17 protein-coding genes and 1 tRNA gene are annotated in these 25869 nt (G+C 59.1%); 13 read left to right on the forward strand and 5 right to left on the reverse strand.

The window, feature by feature from the left end; translation table 11 throughout:
- Positions 1–276 precede the first annotated feature (276 nt).
- The 4 genes from OZX73_RS00175 (at position 277) to OZX73_RS00190 (ending at position 4414) form a co-directional block, all read left to right on the forward strand.
- A tRNA-Thr gene (locus OZX73_RS00175) sits at positions 277–350 on the forward strand.
- A gap of 568 nt (positions 351–918) precedes the next feature.
- Positions 919–2370, forward strand: coding sequence for a G5 domain-containing protein (locus OZX73_RS00180; protein WP_277149512.1), 1452 nt, complete (start codon positions 919–921; stop codon positions 2368–2370).
- 110 nt (positions 2371–2480) lie between these two features.
- Positions 2481–3443 (forward strand): 16S rRNA (adenine(1518)-N(6)/adenine(1519)-N(6))-dimethyltransferase RsmA, encoded by a 963-nt coding sequence (rsmA, locus tag OZX73_RS00185; protein ID WP_277149514.1) that lies wholly within the window; start codon positions 2481–2483, stop codon positions 3441–3443.
- A 335-nt stretch (positions 3444–3778) separates the two neighbouring features.
- Complete coding sequence (locus OZX73_RS00190; RefSeq protein WP_277149516.1) at positions 3779–4414, forward strand: LytR C-terminal domain-containing protein; 636 nt, start codon at positions 3779–3781, stop codon at positions 4412–4414.
- A 138-nt stretch (positions 4415–4552) separates the two neighbouring features.
- Here the strand turns inward: OZX73_RS00190 and OZX73_RS00195 are convergent, their stop codons facing one another.
- Positions 4553–5980, reverse strand: a complete 1428-nt coding sequence (locus OZX73_RS00195; RefSeq protein WP_277150856.1) for a CCA tRNA nucleotidyltransferase — start codon at positions 5978–5980, stop codon at positions 4553–4555.
- 190 nt (positions 5981–6170) lie between these two features.
- Between OZX73_RS00195 and OZX73_RS00200 the strand changes: the two genes are divergently transcribed.
- From OZX73_RS00200 to OZX73_RS00225, 6 genes are all read left to right on the forward strand, one after another.
- Positions 6171–6827, forward strand: a complete 657-nt coding sequence (locus OZX73_RS00200; RefSeq protein ID WP_277149518.1) for an NUDIX hydrolase — start codon at positions 6171–6173, stop codon at positions 6825–6827.
- Positions 6824–9673: a DUF6049 family protein gene (locus OZX73_RS00205; RefSeq protein WP_277149520.1), complete on the forward strand. Its 2850-nt coding sequence runs from the start codon at positions 6824–6826 to the stop codon at positions 9671–9673. The genes OZX73_RS00200 and OZX73_RS00205 overlap by 4 nt, the downstream gene beginning before the upstream one ends.
- Positions 9670–11961, forward strand: coding sequence for a lipid II flippase MurJ (locus tag OZX73_RS00210; RefSeq protein WP_348519454.1), 2292 nt, complete (start codon positions 9670–9672; stop codon positions 11959–11961). The genes OZX73_RS00205 and OZX73_RS00210 overlap by 4 nt, the downstream gene beginning before the upstream one ends.
- A gap of 215 nt (positions 11962–12176) precedes the next feature.
- Positions 12177–14786 carry a hypothetical protein gene (locus OZX73_RS00215; RefSeq protein WP_277149523.1) on the forward strand — a complete coding sequence of 870 codons (2610 nt, stop codon included), beginning with the start codon at positions 12177–12179 and terminating at the stop codon, positions 14784–14786.
- A gap of 178 nt (positions 14787–14964) precedes the next feature.
- Complete coding sequence (locus OZX73_RS00220; RefSeq protein WP_277149525.1) at positions 14965–16329, forward strand: PLP-dependent aminotransferase family protein; 1365 nt, start codon at positions 14965–14967, stop codon at positions 16327–16329.
- Positions 16330–16512: 183 nt separating this feature from the next.
- Positions 16513–17616: a D-alanine--D-alanine ligase gene (locus OZX73_RS00225; protein ID WP_277149527.1), complete on the forward strand. Its 1104-nt coding sequence runs from the start codon at positions 16513–16515 to the stop codon at positions 17614–17616.
- A gap of 285 nt (positions 17617–17901) precedes the next feature.
- On the opposite strand, the gene OZX73_RS00230 is transcribed toward OZX73_RS00225, so the two are convergent.
- Positions 17902–18645 carry a rhomboid family intramembrane serine protease gene (locus OZX73_RS00230; protein WP_277149529.1) on the reverse strand — a complete coding sequence of 248 codons (744 nt, stop codon included), beginning with the start codon at positions 18643–18645 and terminating at the stop codon, positions 17902–17904.
- A gap of 222 nt (positions 18646–18867) precedes the next feature.
- Here OZX73_RS00230 and OZX73_RS00235 point away from each other — a divergent pair, with 222 nt between their 5' ends.
- On the forward strand, positions 18868–19083 hold the full coding sequence (locus OZX73_RS00235) for a hypothetical protein (RefSeq protein ID WP_277149531.1): 216 nt from the start codon (positions 18868–18870) through the stop codon (positions 19081–19083).
- Positions 19084–19315: 232 nt separating this feature from the next.
- Positions 19316–19732 carry a sterol carrier family protein gene (locus tag OZX73_RS00240; RefSeq protein ID WP_277149533.1) on the forward strand — a complete coding sequence of 139 codons (417 nt, stop codon included), beginning with the start codon at positions 19316–19318 and terminating at the stop codon, positions 19730–19732.
- A 286-nt stretch (positions 19733–20018) separates the two neighbouring features.
- Here the strand turns inward: OZX73_RS00240 and OZX73_RS00245 are convergent, their stop codons facing one another.
- Positions 20019–20429, reverse strand: a complete 411-nt coding sequence (locus OZX73_RS00245) for a DUF3073 domain-containing protein (RefSeq protein WP_277149535.1) — start codon at positions 20427–20429, stop codon at positions 20019–20021.
- Positions 20430–20581: 152 nt separating this feature from the next.
- Here OZX73_RS00245 and trpS point away from each other — a divergent pair, with 152 nt between their 5' ends.
- The gene (gene trpS, locus OZX73_RS00250; protein ID WP_277149537.1) at positions 20582–21691 is read left to right on the forward strand and encodes a tryptophan--tRNA ligase; all 1110 of its coding nucleotides are present in this window, start codon (positions 20582–20584) and stop codon (positions 21689–21691) included.
- A gap of 101 nt (positions 21692–21792) precedes the next feature.
- On the opposite strand, the gene OZX73_RS00255 is transcribed toward trpS, so the two are convergent.
- Positions 21793–23349 carry an ATP-binding protein gene (locus OZX73_RS00255; RefSeq protein WP_277149539.1) on the reverse strand — a complete coding sequence of 519 codons (1557 nt, stop codon included), beginning with the start codon at positions 23347–23349 and terminating at the stop codon, positions 21793–21795.
- 273 nt (positions 23350–23622) lie between these two features.
- Positions 23623–25284 carry a threonine/serine exporter family protein gene (locus OZX73_RS00260; RefSeq protein ID WP_277150857.1) on the reverse strand — a complete coding sequence of 554 codons (1662 nt, stop codon included), beginning with the start codon at positions 25282–25284 and terminating at the stop codon, positions 23623–23625.
- Positions 25285–25869: the final 585 nt, after the last annotated feature.

Genomic DNA, 25869 nt, shown 5'->3' on the forward strand with positions numbered 1-25869 from the left:
TGAACCCAAGATAGCCGACAGCCTCAAACAACAATCCGGCGGGCAGATGCCCAAACAGCAACCTGTCCGCCGGTTTTCATACGTGAGTCGCTGTGGCCTTCCAACAACAAGCGCATCAATACAGCAGTGGCAAGTTCTTTTGCACCAATAAGATAAACGTCAGACTAATCCCTTTTATGCATCGACGTTTTCGGCGTCGCACCCACCGGCGTAATCGAGCCTTCCTGTTAAAATTCGACTTGTCTGGTTTCTTCTCGGCGACGACGGGAAGCCAACGCCTCCTTAGCTCAGATGGCCAGAGCGGCCGCCTTGTAAGCGGCAGGTCGTCGGTTCGATCCCGACAGGAGGCTCACCGGTGCAATGAAGCGGTGGACGTAGAGACAGGCAGTAATGAGTAGTGATCAGTGGTAATTAGCAGTAACAAGTAGTGATCAGTGATGTTGTATTCACGGTTGAGACGGGCGGTGCGCTTGAATCGCCGTGATTTGTAGTTTGCAGTATTGAATTGGTGCCCACGAAAGTGGGTTGCCTGCGTTGTGGCATGGCCGCGTTGGCCGCGCATTTCCGGCGTGAAGGAGGCGCCGGTCTTACTCTTCGCTCGAGTAAGTTAGCGTTGTCTTCTCTAGTGAAGGCAGCGTCCAAGGACGAAACTTCCCCCAATTTGCTTCGTCCTTTAGGGGCGGGAACATCCCCTTCTCTCCCGCCCCTTTTCCTCTCTTTCAAGGTTATTCATCGGGCTTCAAGGCCGTCGCTCGCAATCCGGCGTCGAAGCGGCCGGGTGATGTGCCTTCTTTGCAAAATCTTGACTTCATGGGCGGGACTCGTATTGCACCCTTTAAGGTTGTGCCGCTAGACTGGATACCAGATTGCAAGACTAGGCATGCGGTGCATGTCTGAATATTTCTTCAGGGGGCTTGGATGGCACGTCGATGGACTCCGCGGCGTTTTGTGACGTTGCGCAGGATTCGCGTGGCGCTTTGCGCAGGGGTGGTGTTGGTGGCCAGCATCGTCTTTTTCGCGATCACCGCTCGCAAAACCGTGGCGCTGAACATCAACGGCGAGACCAGAACCGTCACCACCTATTCGGCCTCCGTCCCCAGGCTCCTTGAATCGCAAGGCGTCAAAACCAAAACCCACGATTTCATCGATTCCACCGACGAGAAGGCCGGCCTCAAGAACCACGACGTGGTCACGGTGCGCAGCGCCTATCAGGCCACCATCGACATCGAGGGACAGGAAGTGCCCTTCTGGACCTACGCCACCAGCGCCGACCAGCTGCTCGGCTTCTTCAAGTCCAATGACCAGAACGCCGCGAAGGTGTCGGTCAACGTCGGCAACGTCTATAACCAACTCACCGGCGGATTCGTCATCAACAAGGCCGGCCCCGTCACCGTCATCGCGGACGGCAAGACCTCCGTCGCGCCGAACGGCAAGCTTACGGCCGCTTCGATTCTCGATTCCAAGAACATCACCATCGGCAAAGAGGACCGCGTCAGCGTCAGCGTCGAGAACGGCCAGACCATCCTGCGTGTCCAACGCGTCACCCACGGCCAGGAGACCAAGGACGTCGCCTTGCCATTCGCCACACGCACCGTGGTCGATTCGAGCCTGCAGCCCGGCCAGACCGAGGTCCGTCAGGTCGGCCAGAACGGTAACAAACAGCAAATCTACGATGTCACCTACGTCGACGGCCAGGCCGAAAGCTCGACCCTGAAATCCGAAACCGTCACGCAGGCGGCGATCGACCAAGTAGTGGCCGTGGGCCCGGCCGCACCCGCCACACCGGCGCCTTCGACCGGTAGCGGCAGCGGGTCGAGTTCTGATGGCAATTCGGGCGGCAACGATTCGGGTAATAACTCGAACGGCAATTCGACTCCCGCCCCCGCGCAACCAAGCACGCCTTCCGCGCCCGCACAGAACCCGGCTCCAACCCCCGCTCCTACCCCGTCTCCGGCTCCAGCTCCAGCTCCTGCTCCGGCCCCGGCTCCCGCGCCGACACCGACGCCTCCAAGCTCAGGCGGCAGCGTCCTGTGGCATCCGTCGCCTGCGGCCGCGCAGATCTACGCCCGGGGGGCGGCGGCGCAATACGGCTGGACCGGCCAGCAATACAACGATCTGGTAACACTTTGGAACAAGGAATCGGGCTGGCGCTGGAACGCCGGCAATCCCAGTTCGACCGCGTACGGCATACCCCAGTCTTTGTATTACGCAGGCGCGGCACCCGATTGGCGCGACAATGGGGCGACCCAAATCCAATGGGGTCTCAACTACATCAAGACCCGCTTCGATTACGGCAGCCCGTCGGCCGCATGGCAAAAGTGGCTTTCCCGCTGCAAGCCCCCGTATTCGGGCTTCGGCGGCTGGTACTGAGCTGTTGGTTCCGTCCAGATTCAGGTCGAAATTCAACTTTCATTCCCTGCGTACTTCATTGTTCGGTTTGCGCAGATTATTGACTCGCGAGTTAAGGGTATGTTGAAAGCATGAGTGAACATACGACAGACGCCAATAGCTTGGATCATAACGGTCACCTGCTGGGGGCGGGGGACGTGCGGCGGATCGCGAGCGAGGCGGGGATCAGCCCGACCAAGAAATTCGGGCAGAACTTTGTCATCGATCCGGGAACCGTGCGGCGGATTGTGCGCGAGGCCGGGGTAGGCGCGGATATCCGCGTGCTCGAGGTCGGGCCGGGGCTGGGCTCGCTTACCTTGGCGCTTTTGGAAACCGGAGCCGCCGTCACGGCGGTGGAAATCGACCCAGCACTGGCGGCACGTCTGCCGGAAACCGTCGCCGAATTCATGCCGGAAGCCGCCGGCCGGCTTACCGTCGTCACCGCCGACGCCATGAGCCTGAGTCCTGAGACCCTGCCCGAGTTCGCGCCGAATCATCAAAACGGTAACGCCCAATCCTTGAAAACCGAGGCAACTTCCACGGCCAATAATGCGAATGACGGCAACCCATTCACGCTGGTTTCCAATTTGCCATACAATGTGGCGACGCCGATATTGCTAACATTGCTGGAACGGTTCGGGAACCTTGACCATTTCCTCGTCATGGTGCAGAAAGAGGTGGCCGACCGGCTCGCGGCCAAACCCGGCTCCAAAATCTACGGCACCCCAAGCGTGAAACTGGCGTGGTACGGCCATACCGAACGCGTCGGGCTCGTTGGCCGCAACGTCTTCTGGCCCGCGCCGAACGTCGACTCCGCGTTGGTCTCATTCACCCGGTACGGCAAAGACGACAAACGAAACATGGCCGCAAAAGCCAATCGCGAGAAGGTGTTCCAGCTCATCGACGCCGCCTTCGGCCAGCGCCGCAAGACCCTGCACGCGGCCTTGAAAAAACTGGTGCCAGCCGAGGCGTTCGCAAAAGCCGGTATCGACCCGACCAGGCGTGGCGAGACCCTGACCATCGGCGAATTCACCTCCCTTGCCGCTGCAATCTAGTCAGGTAATGTTGCCAAGTTTCAGCGCTTTGACGGCGCGAATCAGCGGCCCAAAAATGGCGATAGCTGAAACTTGTGCCATAAACAAGCCACTCACCGCCACCCAGCGATGCAAAAATGGCGCAACTAGAAATTAACGCCATAAATAAGCCGCTTGATGCGACTCAGTGGCTTATTTATGGCGCAACCGTAATATGCTGCGCCGGGCACACTAGGCCACCTCACGCGTCAGACTCTCACGGTAGAGTGAAACCGTCGATATTTCGCCAAATCCCCTACGCGTCGGGGCAAACCCACGCGCTGAAAAGGAGACGGCACGGTTGACAGGAACGAACAATGCAGCAATTTACCGATGAACGCCAGGCACGCAAGCAATATGTGCATCACCGCCAGGTGCGCATATTCTCGACGATTGCGGCGGTCATGGTCGTCGCGCTCATCGCCTCCGTCCTCGTCTTCTTCCACACCATCGGCAAAAGCAACGCCGGCGTGCCGCAGGCGCAAACGAATTTCGGAGCACCGCTGGTCTGCGCCTCCAACGCCGCGGATAAGAGCGTGACCTTCTACCAGCAGAACGGGAATGTGAAGGTCAGCGTTTACAACGGCACGAAATCCGTCGGTTTCGCCAGGGCCGTCGGCGACGCGCTGCAGAACCGGCATTTCAACGTCGTCAGCGTCAGCAATTTCGATTCCCGCAAGGTGGAGCGCACCACCATTTACTACGGGCAGAACAACATCACCCAGGCGTACACGGTCTACGCCAATTTCACCGATGCGAAACTGGTGATGGACAACAGGACGGACGATGTCGTCAGCGTGGTGCTGGGCTCGACGTTCAACAACCTGGCCAGCAAGGAATCAGTGCCGGCGCCGGGCTCTCAAATCAAGAACAAAGACGGTTGCACGCCACCTGATAAGGTCAACAAGGCGAAGCTTCCCGCCGACGTCACCCGTCCAGCCGCCCAAAAGTAGCCGACGAGAATCATCCGCTCCCGCTTAGTTTTTAACTTCCGCGCAGCTTGATTCATCACAAATTCAAGAGGCCTTAGAAAAGCCATGAGTTTGTGCGGCCGCTGGCTTTGAAACCACAGACCGCACGCGTTTCCCGCGCTATTCGGCGATCAAACCAACTTCCGAGGCCCAACGCTTGAGCTCGGCGACAGCGGTGTCGTGGTCGGCGGGGCCGTGATCCAAGCGGTAGTCGAGCATGTGCTTGTAGGCGTGGCCGACTTCGGGGCCAGGCGCAATTCCCAGGATTTCGATGATTTCGTTGCCGTTGATGTCCGGGCGAATCGCGTCGAAGTCCTCCTTCTCCTTGAGCTCTTTGACGCGGGCCTCGAGCTCGTCCATCGCGTCCGAGAACATCAGCGCCTTGCGCTTGTTCTGCGTGGTGGCGTCAGCGCGGGTCAGGCGGTTCAGACGCTCGTAAAGATGGCCGGAATCCTTGACATACCGGCGCACGGCCGAGTCCGTCCAAGGCTCGTCGACGTAGCCGTGGAAACGCAGGTGCAGGTTCACCAGTTCGCTGACGTCAGAGACGATATGGTGGTCGAAACGCAACGCCTTCAAACGCTTGCGCACCATCTTGGCACCCACGGCGTCGTGATGGTGGAAGCTCACCTTGCCATGCGGCTCGAAGCGACGCGTGGCGGGCTTTCCAATATCGTGTAGCAGCGCGGCCAAACGCAACGTCAGGTCGGGAGCCGGCACGGGGCCGTCGGGGCCGGTTTCCAGAGCGATCGCGCGGTCGAGCACCATCAGCGTGTGCTCGAAGACATCCTTATGACGGTGATGCTCGTCAATCTCCAGCTTCAGCGCGGGAATTTCAGGTAATACAATATCGGCCAAGCCGGAATCGACCAGCGCCTCGATGCCCTCGTGCGGGCGTTCGGAAAGCAGCAGCTTCGTGATTTCGTCACGCACACGCTCGGCGGAGACGATGGAGATGCGGTCGACCATGTCGGTGATGGCCTCGGCGGTGTCCGGCTCGATACGGAAGCCGAGCTGGGCGACGAAGCGCACCGCACGCATCATGCGCAAGGGGTCGTCCTCGAAGGATTGCCGCGGATCGACCGGCGTGCGCAGGATTCCCTTGGCCAAATCGCTAGCCCCGCCGAACGGGTCGACGAATTGCAGATCGGGCACACGCAGAGCCATGGCGTTGACGGTGAAATCGCGCCGCGAAAGGTCGCCTTCCAGCGAATCGCCGTACTCAACGGCCGGCTTGCGGGAATCGGGATCGTATTTGTCGGAGCGGTACGTCGTGACTTCGACCTTGACTTCGGTGCCGTCCTTGCGACGCCGCATCGCGCCCAACGTGCCGAATTTGCGGCCCATATCCCAAAAGCCGTCGTGGCCGAACCGCTTCAGAATCGGCTCGAACTGCTCAGGCCGCGCGGAGGAACAGAAATCGAGGTCATGGCTTTTGCGGTGCAGCAGCAGGTCGCGCACGGGCCCGCCCACCAGCGAAAGCTCGTAGCCTTGCTCTGCGAACATGCGCCCCAGCTCGATGGCCTCAGGCCACACCTCAAACTCCACGATTTGCCTCCAACGTTCGAATTTCACGCGCTTCCAGCATACCGTCACCGTTGCACGCATGTGCCATTACTGAACACATACCTTGATATATAGATGAACGACGCGAAACGAGCGGGCACGACTGGCCGGTTTTGTGCCCTTTGATAAGCCGTTACCCTACCTGCACATCCGTCTGAGTAAGCTGGGTTGTATGATAACGCCCGCAGACCTGGCTCGCATGATAGCCAACGCCTCGGGCGAGCGCGCCCAAAATGGCGAGAAACATGACAAGTTGCTGTATACCTCGCAGTCCGAGGAGCACATCGTCCGCTTCATCGAGCCGGACGGGGCGCCGACACCGAAGATGATGCCGCACCACCGCGCCGCCCACGGGCCCACGAAATTCGCCACGCTCGACGCCCAGGAACTGCCGGTCGCCCGCGAATATTCAGCCGGCGGCTTGATTTTCGACGACCGCAACCGCGTCGCGCTCATCGCCCGCCATTCCCGCAGTGGCCACCTCGAGTGGTGCCTGCCGAAAGGCCATATCGAAAAGGGCGAGACGCCTGAGCAGACCGCCGTGCGCGAGGTGCACGAAGAGACCGGGATATTGGGCGAGGTCGTGGATTCCATCGCCACCATCGATTATTGGTTCACCGGCCAGTCCGAGCGCGTTCATAAATTGGTCCATCACTTCGCGCTGAAGCAGATCGGCGGGACGCTCACGGTGGAAGGCGATCCGGACCACGAGGCCGAGGACGCCATCTGGGTGGATTTCGATGACCTTGACAACGTGCTGAGCTATCCTAACGAACGTAAAATCGCGTGGCTTTACGCCAAGAAACTGAACAGGCAGGCAGAAGGTTGAAACACTCGCACCCCTGCGTCACCGACGCCAATGCGCCCGGCTTGCGGCCAGCCATATCCAAGCGGATATCGGCTGTTGCGGCGACGGTGACCGCGATGCTGTGCGCTTTCGCCTTGATGGTGCCATCGGGCGCGGCCTTCGCGAGCAACCCATCGGAGGCGGATCCGCCGGAAAGCTCCTCGGAGGGCGGCGGCTCGGTGGATCCGAGCAGCTCGCCCGAGACGCCTAACCCCGGTGAATCCGGCGGCGAGCAACCCAAGCCGGCGACACCGACGCAACCAACGACCCCGCAGGGAAACGCGACTTCCAAAGAGCCATCGCCAAACCGGCAGACGACATCGCCCCGCTCCTCGAATTCCTCGGTATCCAGACAATCGACGCAAAGCGGCTCACAGGACGACACGGCGGCCGACGACCAAACCAGCGATGTCGATGACAAAACCGCCAAGCTCACCATCGACGCTTCGACGCCCGTGGTCACTTCGAACTCCGGCTATCACCTGAGCGTGACCATCAAGAACATCAGCGACGACGCGTTGCCGGAAGGCACGCTGACGGTCTCCGTCAATGACTATTACACGTTCGCCTCGCGCTCGGACCTGCAGCAATGGGCGCAGGGCAATTCGCGGATCCAAGTGCCCAACCAAATCGGGCAGGTCGCCGTCCCGTCGATCGCGAAAGGCGAGAAGACCAGCCTCACCATCGACGCGAATCCGGACCAGCCGAGCCTCAAGAACATGCTCTCGTGGGGGCCAAAGCCGGTCCGCATCGATTACTCATTCGGCACGCTGCCGCAAAGCAACGGCAGGACCCGCACGTTGCAGAAGCAGACGTACCTCAACACCACCCACACCTTCCTGACCCGGTCGACCGACGGCCTCAAAACCGCCAACACCCCGCCGATGGACATCACCCTCGCCATGCCGCTGACCAGCGACAGCTGGCAGACCGACGGCAACAAGATGACGCAGCTGATGACCGCGGGCGAGGTCGATGCCAGCAAAATCGTGAACGCAGGCAAGCTTTCCCAAGCCGTCGACCAGCTCATCAGCAAGCACCAGAACCTGCAGGTGATTACCGACCCGACGCTGGCGCAAAGCCTCGCCGTGCCGCCGTTGTCGAGCGGGATCATGCAGCCGGGTGATTTCGACATCACCACGTATTCGGCGATCAACGACGGCGCCGCCTACGAAAAGGCCGGCATCGCAGCCAAGGCGTGGAATGCGGAGACCGGCGTGCAAGAATACCGCGCGGCGCTCGGCGACAACAAGGCCAATCCGGCGCTTTACGCCTGGCCGGGCCACGGGCAGTGGACGATAGCATCGCTGGAAGCGGCCAAAGCGCAGGGTTATTCCACCGTCATCGCTCCCGACGCGACAGGCGCCGCAGATAGTAATACAAATTCCACCATCCGCACGGGCAAGTACATCATCCATACCAACGCTGGCGACATCACCGTGCTCACCGCGCAGGACGAGCTAAGCAGGCTTGCGCAAGGCAAGCCCACCGACAAGAAGGTGGACGGGGAATCGAGCGCCGCGGGCAGGCTCGCCCGGTTCATGGCCCAAAGCGCCTTCTACCAGATGGAAAGCCCTTACGCCACACGCAACCTGCTGGTCTGCTTCGACACCAGCACCGCCAATTCCGAAAGCTCGGCGCAGGACGCGGGCACCCTGATGCAGACCGTGGAGCAGGCCCCGTGGCTCAAGCTGAGCAATCTGGGCGAGCTGAACCAGGCCGAAGCCTACCTTTCCGGGGAGAAGGCCGCCGCGATGGTGCCGAGTTCGCCGGACATCCACGCTTCCGCGCTGAACCGTACGCGACAGGCCCTTTCGGATCTCACGGCCAGCGAAAACGACATCGACCGCTTCAACACCTCCATCCTCGACGAGTCTTCCGCCCAATCGTCGACGGGCAACGGCGAGAAAAGCGGGCAGACCGGCTCTTCGAACGGAACGGGTTCAGGGGCGGATTCGAAATCGGGTTCGGGGTCGCAGTCCGGGTCGGCTTCGGATTCCAATTCAAGCTCGAGTTCCGCTTCGAGCTCGGACGCAAATTCCGGTTCCAAAACCAACGGAGACACCAGCGGCAAATCAGGCCAATCAACGAATTCCAGTACGTCCGGCAACGCCGACAAATCCGGCAAAACCTCCGATTCCAGCAAATCCAACGATTCAGGCAACGCCTCGTCCTCAACGCCCACGAACGGCAGCGGCAATGGCAACGGCAATGCAAACAACCAAACCGACACCGGCGACGCGCAGGCTCTCGCCCGCCAGGACGCCGACGCCACGGCCAAGCGCTCCAAAAACGGCTGCGACTGGATCGCCGCCATCACCACGCTGCAGAACACCATCGCCCTGCACGCGCTTTCGACCAGCGACGTCGTCACCAAACGGATGACCGCGAGCGCCCAAAACCTCGCCGCCCAGCTGATGAACGGCATCACCATCACCCCTTCGGAGTCCATCACTGTCCTGAGCGAGACCGCGAAAATGCCAGTGACGGTGAGCAACAACCACCCTTACCCAGTCAAGGTGAAGATCTCATCGCTTTCCGATTCGATGGAAATCGTCACGTCCCGATTCGCCACGCTTTCCATCCCCGCCCGCAGCGAAGCCCAGACCACGTTCAACGTCCGCGTCGCCACAAGCGGCACGGCCACGGCGCACCTGACGCTCACCGACCGCAAGGGCGACGCCTTCTCCGCCCCGCAATCGACACGCATCACCAGCACCTTGCGTCTGAGCGACAAGAGCGGCATCATTTTCATAGCCGTCGCGCTGGTCCTGGGCGCGCTCGGCCTGTGGCGCCAATTCAACCGTAAGAAAGATCCTGACGAATGAGCTCTTCTGTAGGTCATAATTCCATGGTCATGGCCGTGGGCACGGCGGCGAGCCGCGTCACCGGCCAGGTTCGCACGATCCTTCTGGCTGCGGCACTCGGCACCACCGGCCTCGCCGCGAACGCCTACCAAGCCGGCTCCACCATCCCGCAGGTCATCTTCACGCTCGTCTCCGGCGGCATCTTCAACGCCGTGCTCGTCCCGCAGATCGTGCGCACGCTCAAGGCCAAGGACGCCGAGGACCGGCTCAACAAGCTCATCACCTTCGCCATCGTCCTTTTGGCGGGCGTCACCGCGCTGGTCGCCGCGCTCACCCCGCTGCTCGTACGCCTCTATGTCCATGCGGGTTCGGACATGATGGCCCTGTCGACCTCGTTCACCTTCTGGTGCGTTCCGCAGATCTTCTTCTACGGCCTTTACACGGTGGTCGGGCAAATACTGGCGGCGAAGGACCATTTCGGCACGTACGCCTGGAGCTCGGTAGGGGCCAACGTCATCAGCTGCATCGGCTTCACCGCCTTCATCCTGATGTTCGGCCGCGCCAGCCACCAGCCGCTGGGCTACTGGACCCCAGACAAGATGGCGCTGACCGCCGGCACATGGACGCTCGGTGTGGCCTTCCAGGCGCTCATCCTCTTCGTCCCGCTCTTCCGCATCGGCATCCATTACCGCCCGAGCTGGGGCGTCCGCGGCATCGGCCTGCGCTCGATGGGCTCGGTGGCGGGCTGGAGCCTCGGCATCGTGGTCATCGGCCAGATCGCCAACATCGTCAACACCCGCATCCTCACCAGCGCGCCCGAAAAGGCCGCCGCGATGCAGCACATCAGCCAGTTCGACATCGCCGGCAACGCCTCGTACCAGAACGCCTACACCATCTACATCCTGCCGTATTCGCTCATCGCGGTGTCGGTGGCCACGGCCATCTTCCCGAAAATCGCGCAAGCCGTCGCCGACCACGACATCGCCGGCGCGCGCCGCGACCTGAGCGAGTCGCTGCGCAACGTGTGGCTGTTGATGTGCTTCTTCACCGTCGCCTTCGTGGTGATGCCCACGCCCATCGCGCTGGCCCTGCTGCCGAGCGTCAACGTCAAGGAAGCGATACTGATGGCCGGGCCGATGAGCCTGCTTTCGCTGAGCCTGCCGATTTCCTCGGCCTACCTGCTCATCCAGCGCACGTTCTACGCCTTCGAGGACGGCTACCACCCCTTCCTCTTCGTCGTCCTGCAGAATGGCATACAGATCGTGCTCGTGCTGGTTGGAGAGCTGTTCATCTCGCCGTTCAACTGGGCCTCGCTGATGGCGTTCTCCATCTCCATCAGCTACGTGCTCGCCTTCCCGCTACTGCTGGTGATGATCCGCAAGCGTTTCAACGGCAACATCGACGGCAAACGCATCACCGCCAGCTTCGCCAAGGCCATCATCGCCACGTTGGTCGCCGTCGCCGGCGGCTACCTGCTGCGCTACCCGGTCTACGGGCTTTTCCGCGCGGACATCGAGGCCGGTGCCGGGGTACGCGGTGGACACATGAACTGGTTCCAGGCTGTGGGCGTCTGCTTCGTGCTCGCCATCGTCGTTTTGGTGCTCTATGTGGGTACATTGTGGGTACTTCGTACACACGAATTGATGCCCATCGCACGCATGCTGGCCGGCAAGTTCGGCATCAGAATCCCCGGCGGAGCGCACGCCGAGAGCAACGAAAACACCGAGCATTCGGAGCATGGCGTCAGAGTGGTTTCCAGCAATGGCGCCAATAGCGTTATCGGAAACAGCGATGACATTGAGAACCATGACAACGACATCGACAGTTCACGGCAGAACAATAATTTCGGCATGACCGAGGAAATCGAGAACGCCGGAATACCCGGTAATTACGGTGTCCCCGATGAACCCGAAGCGCCCGCCAACGACGATGACGATGACAACAATTCCGGCAACGCCAATAGCAAAGGCGCCAAAGCCGCGCCGACGACCCCAAACCCGAACGCTTCATCCGCACAACCAGCGCGACCGCAAGACGGAATTGCGGAACCGACCTCTTCCGATGATTCAATTCCAGCGCTGCCCATCGAACCGCTTGAGCCCAACGATTCCAACGAATCAGGCAACGGTGTAGCCCCGTTGATCGACGTGTCCGACTGGCCGGTCCCGCGCAGCGAGGACGCCCCGCAAGCCACGCATGCCAACAACGCCAGCTGGCTCACCCCGCGCTCTCTTGGCCTGCCCTACGACATCGACAACGTGCTCGACAAACCGCAGCAATCACTGGTGCCCCGCCACGCAAAGGACTGAGACCCGGTCAGGGTCCCTACCAAGTCCAAAACCATCACCCCGCCAAACCCGGCACAATCGCCCGTCAACCCCATCGTTTGTAATACAAAACCAAACCAACACAAAACCTTGCCAGAAAAACTTTCGCCACGGCCACGGCCACGGATAGAATGAAAGGGCGGTTTTGCCGTCGGAGTCCGTTTACACAAGTTTTCGCATGTAGGGTCGAGGATATTATGAAGCCACAGCTGGGAGACATCGTCATCAGCCGATACACGTTGGTGACGCCGCTGCGTAGCGTGCCCGGCCTCGAGGCATGGAAGGCCAACGACCGCATCCTCGCGCGCGACTGCCAGCTCTTCATCGTCACCGACAAGGCCGCTATCCCGAGCTTCGAGGCCATCGCGTCCACGCTTACCCTTTCGCGCAACCCGCATTTCACACAGGTCATCCAGATCCAGCACGTCGGCGACCTGCCCGTGCTCATCACGCATCTCGACCAGGGCCTTTCGCTCAACAATTTCCTCGGCCACGGCACCCGCAAGCTCGGCTACGAGGCCATGCGCTCGATCGTCGCCGAGACCGCCGACGGCCTGGAAACTCTGCTTCACGACGACTTGAAAATGGACGCCTTGGGCACGGACATCATTCGTATTACATCAAAAGGCGTGCAGATCGCCGACGCCCCGCTCGAGGCCCTGTTCGCCGACACCCTGCACATGCCGCACATGGATCCGGAGATGCTGGCGGTCCACGAGCTCGCCGCGTTGCTCTATGCCATGATCGTCGGCGAATGGACCACGGAGATCAAGGGCTTCGACCTCTCCGCGCTGCCCGACGACGTGCCCGAGGAATTCCGCATCATCTGCGAGCGTGGCCTCAAGGTGCAGGACATGGACGGGCAGTCCACCCTTTCGATGGTCTCGCTCGCCGAGCTCGTCGCACTCCTCGGCGATTGGAAGCCGCTCGCCGATCTGCCGGCCAGCGAGGTGAAACGGCCCACCAGCGACGGCGAGGCCTCCATCCTGCGCCTGCCGCTGCGCCATGTGAAATCGAGCGGATTGCTTGATTTCCCACAGAACCTTTCATCCAGCCAATTGCAGTTCCGCGCGAGGCAGGCGGCCAGCACCGCAGGCTCCACGGCCGCCGCGAACGCCGGTGCCGCTGCGCTTGCAGGCGCTGACGCCGCCAGCGCTGGTTTGGCCGCGATGGCCAATCAATCGAAGAAGCAGGCAGGCAAGGCCGCTTCTTCCGCCGGTTCCGCCGCCAACAAAGCTGCTGCCGCCAATTCATCGCCTTCAGTCTCAAATGCGGCCAACGCCACGGCAAACTCCAAATCCGCCAAGATAACAGGCAACGAAAAATCAGCCAAAAACGCGAGCGTCAAAGCCGATGCCGCGAATACGACGAATGACACCGAGGCCACTTTACCCGGCAAAGCCATTTCATCGAAGACCTCTCCAGCGGTTGTGAACACAGGCAAGGGCACGGACGCCAGCGCAAGCAATAAAGCCGCCGATACCAATAACAATGCCTCCAACAACAAAGGCAATGCCAGCAACGCGACCGAATCAACCGCTAAACCCGCCACGCCCAAAGCCCCCGACGCCTCCGCTCCAGTACCGCAAGACAAATCCAACAAGTGGTGGCGCCAGCGCGGCCGCAACCGCAACGAGGAGCAGGTCAACCTCGACTCCGGTCTCGACGGGGAAGGCACCGTCCCCCGCATGGATATACACGACCTGACCGCCGCGGAAATGGCCGACGCCTTCAAATCCTTCGATTCAACCGCCGACGACTCGATCTTCCCCGATTTTGGCCCGGGCACCACGCAGAACACGAACCCGACGATGCAATTCGACTTCGCGCTCAAGCCCAACGGCGACGCGCCCCACGTCGACGGCCCGATGAACCGGACCGAGGCGACAGGCCGCATCCCGCTGCTTGACACCGACGGCAACCTCATCGAGCCTGGCCACGAGTCCGCGCAGGCGCTCGAAGCCGAGCAGGAGGCCATCGCCGCCGCGAACCCGGCAATCACACCCCCCAGCTTCACCCCGCAGCACAACGGCCAGGCGGCCCAGACGGGCAATCCCACCGACGATGACATCGCCGACACCCCGCTTTTCGGCAAGCTCAAGACCAAAGTGGTCGCCATCATCGTCGTGGTCGTGTTGATCATCGCGGCCGCGGGCGTCGCGGCGTACGAGCTCATCAGCCACAACCAAGCCAAGCCCAGCGCGGGCACGACGTCGTCGCAGTCCAGCTCCAACCCATGGCCCGACATCGACGTCAACAAGGTACCGTTCGGCGCCCAAGGCAACGGCAGCGAAAGCGAGAACGGCGGCGAAAGCGGCACAAGCGGCGAATCCGGAAAGAGCGCCGACACCAGCAAGCAAGGCAAGAAGGGCAGCGGCTCGTCGTCGAAGAGCGGCGAAAAGTCCGGGGCCTCGTCCAAGGTCTCCAACGCCGACAAGATCGCCAAGGCCGTGCCCGCCCCCTCGATCCCGGTGAACAACACGCCGCTGACCATCGACAAGCAGGAGTTCTACCACAACCCCGCCGGTCAGAACGGCCTTGCGTATTACATGCATCTGAGCAGCCCCGCCGCGGTCACCCGCTTCGAGGTCCAGATCCGCACGTCCGGCGGCACCGGCTACCTGATCGCCAACACCGCGCAGGACCCCAACGCCGGCCAGCAGGTCGCCCAGTTCACCTTCGACCAAAGCGGCACCACCGAGGTCAAGCTCCAGAAGCCCGTCAACTCGCAGGACTTCTTGCTCTGGGTCCCCATGGACTCCCTGCCAAACCACTCCCTCTACATCCAGCACGTCCAGCTGTTCTAGGGTTCACGGCCAAAGAACCACCGGAAGCGTGTTGAAGCGGTGCTGTTTTCACTTGGGCGTTTACGGGACGGCGGATGACGACTAAAATCCTCTCTTATATTCTTAATCACATGAAGTAACTGATTGATAGGTCGCGGCCGGACGAACCCGGTTGTAGCCGAAGAAAGGCATGAAATCAATGTCTGAGCCCAAGAACATTTCCGGAAGTTCAAGCGAACCGAAAGCCACAAGCACGAAGGCCGCGACCGCTGAGACGAAAACTCCCGAATCCAAGGTCTTCAAGAACGACCCATGGTATGACTCCTACGCGGCACGCGCCGACAATATGCGTGCCTCCGAGATCCGGGCTTTGTTTGCGACCGCCTCGCGCCCAGACGTGGTCTCGCTGGCCGGTGGCATGCCCTATTTGGACTATCTGCCATTCAAAGAGCTTTCGGAGCTTATCGCCAAGATGCTCGTGGACAAGGGCGACGTGGCCTGGCAATATGGCTCGGCGCAAGGCGACCCGCACCTGCGCGAAGATGTATTGCAAATCATGGCGCTTGAGGGCATCAAGGACGTGCAGCCTGACGACGTGGTGATCTCCAACGGTTCGCAGAACGCCATCGATCTGGTCACGCGCATCATGTGCGACCCGGGCGATGTCGTGATCGCCGAAGCCCCGAATTACGTGGGTGCGCTCGGCGTCTTCTCGTCCTTCCAGGTCGACGTGGTCAACGCACAAACCGACAAGGACGGGCTGATCCCCGAATCGTTCGAAAAGACCATCAAGGCCCAGCTTGCGGCCGGCAAAAAGGTCAAGTTCCTCTATACCGTCCCCAATTTCCACAACCCCGCCGGCGTGACGATGAGCGTCGAACGCCGCCCGCGCATCATCGAAATCGCGCGCAAATACCACGTGCTCATCGTCGAAGACAATCCTTACGGCCTGCTCGGTTTCGACGGGCAGACCTACCCCGCGCTGCGTTCGATGGACTCCGAAAACGTCGTCTACCTTTCCAGCTTCTCCAAGATCATCGCGCCAGGCATGCGCATCGCGTGGATCGTGGCGCCTCCGGGAATCCGCAAGAAGCTCATTCTGGCCAACGAGGCGTCGATCCTCTGCCCGCCGAACATGAGCCAGATGACCATCACCACCTACCTCGACAACTTCGACTGGAAGAACCAGATCAGCCAGTACCGCGGCATGTACAAGGAACGTTGCGACACCATGGACGCGGCGCTGCGCGAGTATTTGCCGTACTGTTCGTGGAACAAGCCCAAGGGCGGCTTCTACATCTGGCTGAAGATCCCCGAAGGCCTGAATTCCAAGGAAATGCTGCCTCGCGCCATCACCGCGAAAGTCGCCTACGTGGCCGGCACCGGCTTCTACCTCGACGGCAGCGGCACGCACCACATGCGCCTTTCGTTCTGCTACCCGACGCCGGACAAAATCACGCTTGGCATCAAGCGACTTGCGGGCGTGATGAACAACGAGCTCAAGACCGCCGAACTCTTCGGCACCGCCAAGGCCGACGCGGACAAGACGAACAAGAAAGACTGAACGGAAATGACGGCAAGAAGCTGCACACGAATCGCACAGCACGAACGGAAGGTGCTTTCCGGCATGGCCATCGCACCATTCTCCCGCCTCCGCCGTCGACCCGTACGCCTCACCGAAAACGTCCGGTATCATTCCTAAATCGCAATAATCATCAACTTATATTCATTATCGAAAGGTGATATCATGGCACGTCATATCAAAGCCAGCAGCACCGCAAACGCGAGCAAAGCTGCCAGTCTCGCCAAGTCCCCTTCAGATTCGGCGTCCCTCAAGGCGCGTCACGGCAAGCACAGCGCGAACCAGCACGAGGCCATCAATCACGCGGCGACCAAAGTGCTCGTCATCTGCGGCGGGATGAGCCACGAACGCGACGTCTCGCTCGACAGCGGCCACCGCGTCGGCGGCTACCTTGAGGAGGCCGGCTGGAACGTCGCCATCCACGACATGGACAGCGAGCTGCTGCCGTACCTGAGCGACCCCGAGACCCGTCCCGACATCGTCTGGCCGCTCTTGCACGGGGCCAACGGCGAGGACGGCTCGATCCGCGACATCCTCGAGATGGAGGGCCTGCCCTACATCGGCTCGCGCGCGAAGGCCTCGCGCACAGCCTGGAGCAAGCCCATCGCCAAGAACGTGGTGCGCAAGCTCGGCGGGCTCTCCACCCCGGTTTCGGTGGCGCTGCCCGAATCGACGTTCCGCGAGCTGGGCGCGAAGAAAGTGGTCGATCTGCTGGTCGATTCGCTGAAACTGCCACTGTTCGTCAAGCCCACCCAAGGCGGCTCGGCGATGGGCTGCACGCATGTCGACAAGGCGTCGGAGCTCCCGCAGGCGATGGTCAACAGCTTCGCATACGGCAACGTGGCACTGGTGGAGAAGGCCGTCATCGGTACCGAGATTTCGGTCTCCGTGCTGGAGATCGACGGCGAGCCGCTCGTCCTGCCACCGCTCGAGGTGGCCACGCCCGACGGTGACTACGATTACGAGGCCCGCGTGACTCCCGGCCCGACCGATTTCTACGTCCCCGCGCGCCTGCCCGAAGCCGTTCTCGAAGCGGCACAGGAAGCGGCGCTCACGGCTCACAACACGCTGAGCCTGCGCGACATCTCCCGCACCGACTTCATCGTCGACGAATCTGGCACCCCGCAATTTCTCGAGTCGAACGTGGCCCCCGGCATGACCGCGACCTCGCAACTTCCGCAGGCCGCCATCGCCGCCGGCTACCAACTGGACGACCTTTACTCGCAGCTAGTAGAGTCCGTCCTCCGCCAGCATCGCGCGGAGAAGTAAGAACCTAGCTGATTCCTGCTGGCCAACTCACCTAAAAATGTGCAATCTGCTTTAGGTAGGTTGCACATTTTTCATGTAATACGTTGACTATGTATATCTACACAAACTTAAGTTGCACTTTCCAAGTCGGCGTCAGAAAAGTGCAACTTGTCCACTGCAAAATGCACTTCCTGAACGTTACCGTCGAGAAAATGCGCTTAACCAATGTCAAAGCGCACTTTCCTAATAATTACGTCGAAAAAGTGCGACTTAATACCCGCCCGCCACCGAGCAGACGAAGCAAGCTCAGCGCCCGAAACGCAACACCCACGCCGGGGTCAGCACCACCGCGAGGATGACGAGCAGGACCACGACGATCGCGCCATAGACCAGCATCCGCGCCCAGAGCGGGCGGCGACGCAACGCGGGGACACCGTCAAGCAACAACCACGTCAGAACGATTCCGACGACGAACCCGCCGACGTGGGACTGCCAGGCCACGCGCGGCACGAAAAGCGGCATCGCGAAATTGATGGCGACGCACGCCAGCATCGCGCGGATGTCCGTGTGCGTGCGCCGGAAAACCAGCAGCAGCGCGCCGAAAAGCCCGAACAGCGCGTCCGAGGCGCCGTACGCGGAGATGGCCCAGTTCTGGGTGACCGCGCTATACACCATCAGTCCGTCGGAACCGCCGAGCCCGCAGATGAGGTAGAGCGCGAGGAAATTCCAATGACCGAGCAGCCCCTCCAAATACGGCCCGATGGCCACCAGCGTGAGCATGTTGCACAGGACGTGCAGCACGTTCGGATCGTGCAGGAACATCGAGGTGAACCACGTCCACGGCTTGACGATCGCGAGGCCGGGAATGAACGACCCGCTGTAGATGATATTGGCGAATTGCCGCGGCGCGGCGTACCTGCAGAAAATCTCGACCAGCCACATCGCCACGCAGATCACGACGATCGCCCACGTCACGACCGGCCCGCTGGCCCGCCATTCATACCGCAGTTTTCGATACCCGCGCTGGATGGCGCCGCTCTGATTGGTCATTGCTCCATTTTATCGGCGAACGGGTACAAGGCGTTCGGTTTCACCCCGCATTTTCGTTGCGATTCCAACGAATTCCCGAGCTTGAAATCTTGACTTCGATATCAAGAAACCTTGAACTTTTCGTTTTTCATGGGTTTTCCACCCAATTGTCACAAAACATCGGCTAGGATAGAAGCAACGTTGGCTTGGACGCGCAAGCCGGCACTTAAGAAAGGAGCCGTCATGGAGAACAAGTCTTCTAACGGTTGGAAGTTCTTTGCGCTGCTCTTCGGCGGTCTGCTCGCTGCAGTCGTCGGTCTGTACATGTACAAGCAGCAGAACCCCGACTATGATCCGTGGGAAGAGCCGTGGGAAAACAGCTCATCGCCAGTCGATTTGGGTCTGGATAAGGAAGCCGATCCGAAGCCCGAAGAGGGCCCGGAAGCCGCTACCGCCTGATTCGTATTTATTTACGTTTTCAAAACCGCCGCATTGCCTTGGGGTAGCGCGGCGGTTTTGTTTTGCTTGGCAAGCCTTCTATCCGCGCCAAACAGACTTCGTTTCAGAGATTACCAACAGGTTTAAAGCATTACACCTTTTTTGATTACATCCAACAGAACGCAGCAGCACAACGGATTGGCCACATTACTTCTCACCTCATCCCGTCCACAACGCGAGGGACGATGGCGCTATGGCAGCGATACGGGAACAGGATATTTCGAAGGGCATGGCGGCGCTCGACCAATGGCGCAAGGCGGCGGACGCGCACCGTGGCGATCCGCTTGAGGCAAGACTTGCGTTTTCACCAGACGACCTGCCGCGCAACACCTGGGCGATGGCCGTGCGATATTCGCTCTATCTCTTGGAAAACAAAGCTCCCGGTCCTGGCGTCGAGGTGCGCGTGGCACCTTGGGGCGCAGTGAAAATCCTCGACGGACCCGCCTCAGACCCGCATAACCTCACCCCGCCGGACGTCATCGAGCTCGACCCGGACGTGTGGCTGCGACTGGCCTGCGGCTTGACGAAATGGGACGAGGAAAAGGACGCCGGACGCATCAGCGCCATCGGCGAGCGCGATGATTTGAGCGCGCTACTTCCCTTGGACTAACCGTCTCATCCCGATGATGCCGCGTTGCGCCATAATCAAGCCGCTGAATGCGCACCAAAGGCTCAAAAATGGCGGAAATATAAAATTACGCCACATCCAAGCCACTGAGCACACACCAATGGCTCAAAAATGGCGAGATTATTAATTTGCGCCATAATCACGCCACTCACCAATCCGCACTGGCTCAAAAATGGGGGAATCTCAAAATTGCGCTACATTTGAGCCGCTTACCATCAGGCAGGGGCTAAATATGGCGCAACTTTATTCAATTAGGACAAGAATCGACTCAGGCCGCGCTGGCACTGGGCTTTGGCTTGCGCAAAGCGCTGGGAACGGGCATGTGGATGGGCTTGTGCGGCTTGGGCGCCGCGACTTTCTTGGCACCGGACTTGGACTTGTCATCGCTGGAAGCCTTGGCTGCGGCCTCGGCAGCCCACTTGGCGTAATCGTCCAGATCATCGTCGGCAACCGGCGAATCGTCATGCTGGCCCGCAACGTTCACGCTCTCGTCTTCGTCGACCTTGCCGTGATTGCGGGAATATTCCTTTTCGACTTCGGTGAAGGGATCGGCCGAACCGCTCCCTGGTTCCTGCGCGCCAAGTTCTTTGGCCAGCTCGTCATAATCGGTGTCGGTTGTCAAATACTTAAGCTTACGGGCTATTTTCTTCTGTTTCGCCTTTTGACGTCCGCGGCCCATTTGACCCCCCGAATAATTTTCAGTCGCATTTAATCCATCAATAAGTAGGATACCACCCAATCCGTCACGTTTCATTGTCGGCTCAGACTTTTACCATAAAAACAAGATTTCAAGCCATTTTCTACAGAACAGTAAACGATTGAGGACGGGCCATGGCGGACACACAAAACAGCGGAGAAGACGAACAGGTCACGGCGGCGGGCAACGAGATCAGCGCGAGTTTCGTCGCCGCGAAGAAACGTTCGGACGCCGTTTCGGCGGAGCTTGAGAAGAATCCCGGCAAGTTCACCATGCTCACCGGCGATCGGCCGACCGGGCGCCTGCACCTCGGGCATTACTTCGGCACCATCCGCGAGCGTGTAGAGATGCAGAACAAGGGCGTGCACACCAACGTGCTCATCGCCGATTACCAGGTCATCACCGACCGCGACACCACCGAGCACATCCAGGACAACACACTCAACATGGTTTTGGATTATCTCGCCGCTGGCATCGACCCGAACAAGACCATGATCTTCGCACACTCCGCGACGCCGGCCGAAAATCAACTCATGCTGCCGTTCTTGTCTTTGGCGACTGAGGCGGAACTCCTGCGCAACCCGACCGTCAAGGCCGAAGAAGAGGCGAGCGGCCATGCCTTGACGGGTCTGCTGTTGACCTACCCCGTCCATCAGGCTTGCGACATCCTTTTTTGCAAGGCCAACGTCGTGCCGGTCGGCAAAGATCAGCTGCCGCACATTGAGATCACGCGCACCATCGCACGTCGGTTCAATGAGCGGTATGCGAAGAAGAATCCCGTTTTCCCCGAACCGACGGCCATCCTTTCCGACGCGCCAGAGATTCCGGGACTCGACGGCCGCAAGATGAGCAAGTCCTACGGCAACGCCATCTCGCTGAGCGCCACTGCGGAGGAGACCGCCAAGCTCATCAAGAAAAGCCCGACCGATTCCGAACGTCGTATTACATTTGATCCGATCAACCGCCCGCAGGTTTCGGCGCTTTTGACCACCGCCGGCCTCGTCACCGACCGTGACCCGAAGGATATCGCCGAGGAAATCGGTGACGCGGGTGCAGGGGCTTTGAAGCAGTATGTCATCAAGTCCGTCAACGAATTCCTCGCCCCTCACCGTGAGCGCCGCGCCGAACTGGCCAAGGACATGGACTCGATCCGCGACATCATCCACGACGGCAACCAGCGCGCCGAAGCCATCGCCGAGGAAACCCTCGACCAGGTCCGCGAGGCCATGGGCATGAAGTACTGAGCCTCAAAATTACTCGTCGAACATCGAACCAAAAGGTCGGTCGATACGAAATCCGTCAATGGCAATCATCCATCCCTAATTTGTATCGACCGACCTTTCTGCTATTCGACCGCCCGGTAGGTCTGCTTGCTACTGTTCGGTTTCTCCGGTATCCCCAATGCCAACTTACCTTCGCGCACCAACGGATTCACGTATCGTTGCATGGTATATCCACTGCCCAAACCGACAAATTCCGAAAGTTCCTTACGGGTACGCGGTATACGACAATATTCAAGTATTGCTTCAGGATTACGATGAGAATCCTTTTCTTGCAGCATTTGCACCGCAGACATGCCCAAACCAATACCGGGCGCACCATAAGATATGGGGTTGTTGGTTTCTGCTGCAAGCTCAGAAAGCCCTGTTCCTCTACGACTAAGTTTTCTTGCCAGATTCTCGCTCTTCGACAATCTCAGAATCGCCCGAAACTCACCATTCTTGCTTTCAAATTCCGGCGCGGGCAAACCAGCTACCTTGGTCAAGTAGCGAACGGCAGGAATACCAGAATAACGGTTTTCTGTTAATCCCATAATTTCCATCGTATTCGCGATGACCGGGTTTCTGGTGTCCGGTTGCGCTTTTCCGAGTTTATCCACCGTCATGCGCCCGTACAAGCCGCCAGGATTGGTGACTACCAAACGATCAGCAAAAATCTGCAACTGAATTGGCATACCTTGGATATGAATGCTGTAATCCCTGTGGACAAGGGCATTGAGGATTAATTCTCGAACAGCATCCAACGGATACTGTGGCCGGTCAACCCGCTGACCTTCTTTGGTGATTGTGACGGATGTCCTTATATTTTTCCGCACAAAATCCATTGCCTCTTGGAGCTGCTGGTCAAGCGTGCCATCAATTCTCTGATTATCGACAAAACGTTCGCCTGAAACCCCAGCCTCTCCAACTTCGGTTCCCGGCAATACAGTCGCAATAATGTCAAGCTGAGGGAAGAAAGCCTGAGGGTATTCTCCTAATATCAACATGCCGGCGAGTGTCGGTGCCCCATCTTTAGTCATTCCCATAAGATCAAGAACTCGGGAATCGTCAAGCTTTGCCAGATTTGGTCTGCCTTCAACCAGCTTCGCTTTATATTCCATCAATTTTACAGTCGAAAAATCCTCTATGCCAGCTCTTTCAACCGGCCTCAATTCATCTTCATACTTCTTGCGAAACGCCTCATAACCATAAATCTCATTCTCATCCATAGGCTCATCGGCATCGCCTACACGAACATACGAGCCTTTGTAACGTCCTTTGCTCGCATAAAAACATGGACGCTCGGAGACATCGAGTGAAGGGATTTCGGCGCTAACAACCGTTTTGCCATCAATATTACAAAGGGTAAAAACCGCACGGACTTTAGGTCGCATCTGATTGCATTGCTCAGTGACACGTTTTTGTAAATCTTGGGCATCATAGACACCACAAACCGCATAATCTTCCTTTTCATCGATTCCAAAGACGATGGTCCCGCCAGCATCCTGATTTGAAAAACTCGATAACGTGTCATAAAGATGCGTTGGACAACCAGACCTTGCGGCTTTAAGCTCAATCGTCGGTGATTCTGCTTTTACCTTTTGAATTTTCTCAACCAAACTTTGCAATTCGATTTCTATCACGACAATCCTTTGCCTAAATTTATTAAATCTTAATTTCAAATTTATCAAATTTGTAAAAATTTATCAAATTCTTGTACACAGTTTATCAAATTTATTTTTAAAGAATCAAAATTCTATAAAATTCTGTTAATCGATACATATAATTCTAAGAATTTTACTGCATATTCTAAGAATCTGATTAAGAGTTCTTAGAATTATAAATCAAGTTTTTAGAATTCTAAGAATTCATAAAATCAAAACCATCAACATCGGTTTTTCGACAAATCTCCCGTTTCACACGTCGTAGCGCCAGGACTTGTCGGTGATCACGCGGGCCATCGCCAGGCCGATGGGCAGGCAAAGGATGACCATGAAGGCGCGGAAGGTCCAGTCGAGGGCGTTCAAGGTGTCGAACTGGCCGAGGTAGAACATCGCGCGGTACATATAAAGGCCGGGCACCATGATGACGATGGCCGGAACGGTCAGGCAGATGCGCGGATAGCCGAGGTAGGGCGGCAGAAAGCCGTGGCGCACCGACGAGCGCCAAAGCGAGGCGAGCAGACCGGCAAGCATCGCGCCCAGGAACGCGGCGGCTTCCGGCGGCATGCCCATGTCGACTATCGTCAGACGCAGGGTGTCGGTGATGGCGCCGATGACGGCGGCAGTGAAGCACATGCGCTGCGGCGAATTGAAGAGGACCGAGAAGCCCCAGACCCCTCCGAACGCGGTGAGCAAGCGCAGGCCGGCGTTGACCCACGGATTGAGACCGAGCGGCTCGAAACCTTGCGGATTGAGGTGGACGATGGTCGCGACCATCCAACCGGCGAGCGTGGCCATCAAGATGAGCGCCATCGTATAGACCAAGCGCTGAATGCCGCTTGGCAGGTCCATTTTGGCGATGTCAAGACCACCGGTGATCAGCGGGAAACCGGGGATCACGAAGAGCATCGCGCCGATGTAGGCGGTGTCGTGCCGGAGCGCGACCGGGTCGATGAAACCTATAAGGCGTAGTGTGCCAATACAGGCGAACGCTGCCGCGGCGACGGCGACGAAAGTGACGAAGAATTGGTTCAGATGGTAGGCAAAAAGCCGCCGACGAGCCCACTGGCCGATACCCGCGCCCACGAATGCGCCAATCATGTCAAACGGGCCGCCGCCGAGCAGGAAAACGAAGGATGCGCACGCCACGGCCGCCGCGAGTCCCGAGAACCACGGGGCGTATAGCGGTTTGCGGTGCTGGATCAGGCTCAGTCGCTCGTGCGCCTGCCGCACGGTGATGCCGTGACTGGCTTTTGCTGTGACCTTAGGTTTGGATTTAAAGTCTGTTGTTTTCTTGGAAACCGTTTGTGATGCTTGCTGAGATTGGGCAACCTGCTCGGCTGCGACGTCTTCGCGCGTCTTGCCGATGTGCTCGAAATGCTCGGCATACTGGCCTTTCGGCGGGCGGAAACCGCGCTTTTTAACGCGCTTGACGGCCTTGTCGTGGACACGCTTGCGCTTCTCGAGTTCGCGGTGGGCCTTTTGCGTGGCCAGCAACACCGAACGCTGGGCTTCGGGATTATCCAGCTGTTGCACGACCTCCTGCGAAACCGTGGGCTGGGCGTGATATGTCGTCCCAGGCTCGCCGATATTGACGCTGAACCAGTCCGCGAAATGCTCAAGCAGCCAGATCCGCTCCGTATTGACTCCGGTCGTCGGCAAATCGACAACCTGCGTGATCCTGCTGACGCCATCGCTGCACGACGCCTCCATGTCAGTCAGGTTGACGTTCGCGCGGACGTGCACGCCAAGCGGAAAACCGATGCGGTGCATCATCTCATGAACGCGGAAACTTCCGGTGCCCGCACCGAGATCGAGCAAACCGACCCGCACGATGATGCTGGCCTTCGCCGCGATACCAGCGTCGACCACCGGCATATCCCAATCCCGCTCGATGTCGGCGGTGTCCAACGGCATGTAATGCGTCAACCGGTCGTGCACTTTGGCCCGGTGGTCGCCGCGAGCGCCAGAACCTGTGGCATCGCCCCTGCTTTCGCCATCGTCAATAGAGGCCACCGCTTCGGCCACGCGCCTGTATTCCTCGGAATCGGATTCATCCAAATCCCCAAAAATGTCATCCAGCCCGGAATCGTCTCCACCTTCAGCGTCGTCATCGCCACCGTTCACCGTTTTCTCGATGTCCTCGGCCACCGCGTCCCTGCCGATTTCCTCGTCCTTGTCGCCGTCAATCGATCCGGAATCTTTCATCGTCATGCTGCTTCCCCGTGTTCTTCTCGCCATTTCAGTGTCTCTCGCGCCAATAAGCCGAGTTCTCCGCACTCACGCTTCATTGGAATTTAATAAATATTGACAAACCACATAAAACTGGCATATCTCGATACACCATTTTTAGCACGCTCGCCCTAAGTTCGCGCCCATGCACAGTAATCGGCGCCAATACGTCCGGAATATGGCCAATGTCGGGTTTCGTTACGCAAATGTCGGTTAGGTCACCCTACAATCGGAAACGTACTCGCCAGGCAATGGCTTTGGGTTCGCAAC

Source organism: Bifidobacterium sp. ESL0775 (assembly GCF_029395475.1).
Taxonomy (GTDB): domain Bacteria; phylum Actinomycetota; class Actinomycetes; order Actinomycetales; family Bifidobacteriaceae; genus Bifidobacterium.

Bases quoted from the DNA above. Each gene is read 5' to 3' on its own strand.
- OZX73_RS00180 (WP_277149512.1), top strand. From the start codon at position 919: ATGGCACGTCGATGGACTCCGCGGCGTTTTGTGACGTTGCGCAGGATT.
- rsmA (WP_277149514.1), top strand. From the start codon at position 2,481: ATGAGTGAACATACGACAGACGCCAATAGCTTGGATCATAACGGTCAC.
- OZX73_RS00190 (WP_277149516.1), top strand. From the start codon at position 3,779: ATGCAGCAATTTACCGATGAACGCCAGGCACGCAAGCAATATGTGCAT.
- OZX73_RS00200 (WP_277149518.1), top strand. From the start codon at position 6,171: ATGATAACGCCCGCAGACCTGGCTCGCATGATAGCCAACGCCTCGGGC.
- OZX73_RS00210 (WP_348519454.1), top strand. From the start codon at position 9,670: ATGAGCTCTTCTGTAGGTCATAATTCCATGGTCATGGCCGTGGGCACG.
- OZX73_RS00215 (WP_277149523.1), top strand. From the start codon at position 12,177: ATGAAGCCACAGCTGGGAGACATCGTCATCAGCCGATACACGTTGGTG.
- OZX73_RS00220 (WP_277149525.1), top strand. From the start codon at position 14,965: ATGTCTGAGCCCAAGAACATTTCCGGAAGTTCAAGCGAACCGAAAGCC.
- OZX73_RS00225 (WP_277149527.1), top strand. From the start codon at position 16,513: ATGGCACGTCATATCAAAGCCAGCAGCACCGCAAACGCGAGCAAAGCT.
- OZX73_RS00230 (WP_277149529.1), bottom strand. From the start codon at position 18,645: ATGACCAATCAGAGCGGCGCCATCCAGCGCGGGTATCGAAAACTGCGG.
- OZX73_RS00235 (WP_277149531.1), top strand. From the start codon at position 18,868: ATGGAGAACAAGTCTTCTAACGGTTGGAAGTTCTTTGCGCTGCTCTTC.
- OZX73_RS00240 (WP_277149533.1), top strand. From the start codon at position 19,316: ATGGCAGCGATACGGGAACAGGATATTTCGAAGGGCATGGCGGCGCTC.
- OZX73_RS00245 (WP_277149535.1), bottom strand. From the start codon at position 20,429: ATGGGCCGCGGACGTCAAAAGGCGAAACAGAAGAAAATAGCCCGTAAG.
- trpS (WP_277149537.1), top strand. From the start codon at position 20,582: ATGGCGGACACACAAAACAGCGGAGAAGACGAACAGGTCACGGCGGCG.
- OZX73_RS00260 (WP_277150857.1), bottom strand. From the start codon at position 25,284: ATGCCGTTGGACACCGCCGACATCGAGCGGGATTGGGATATGCCGGTG.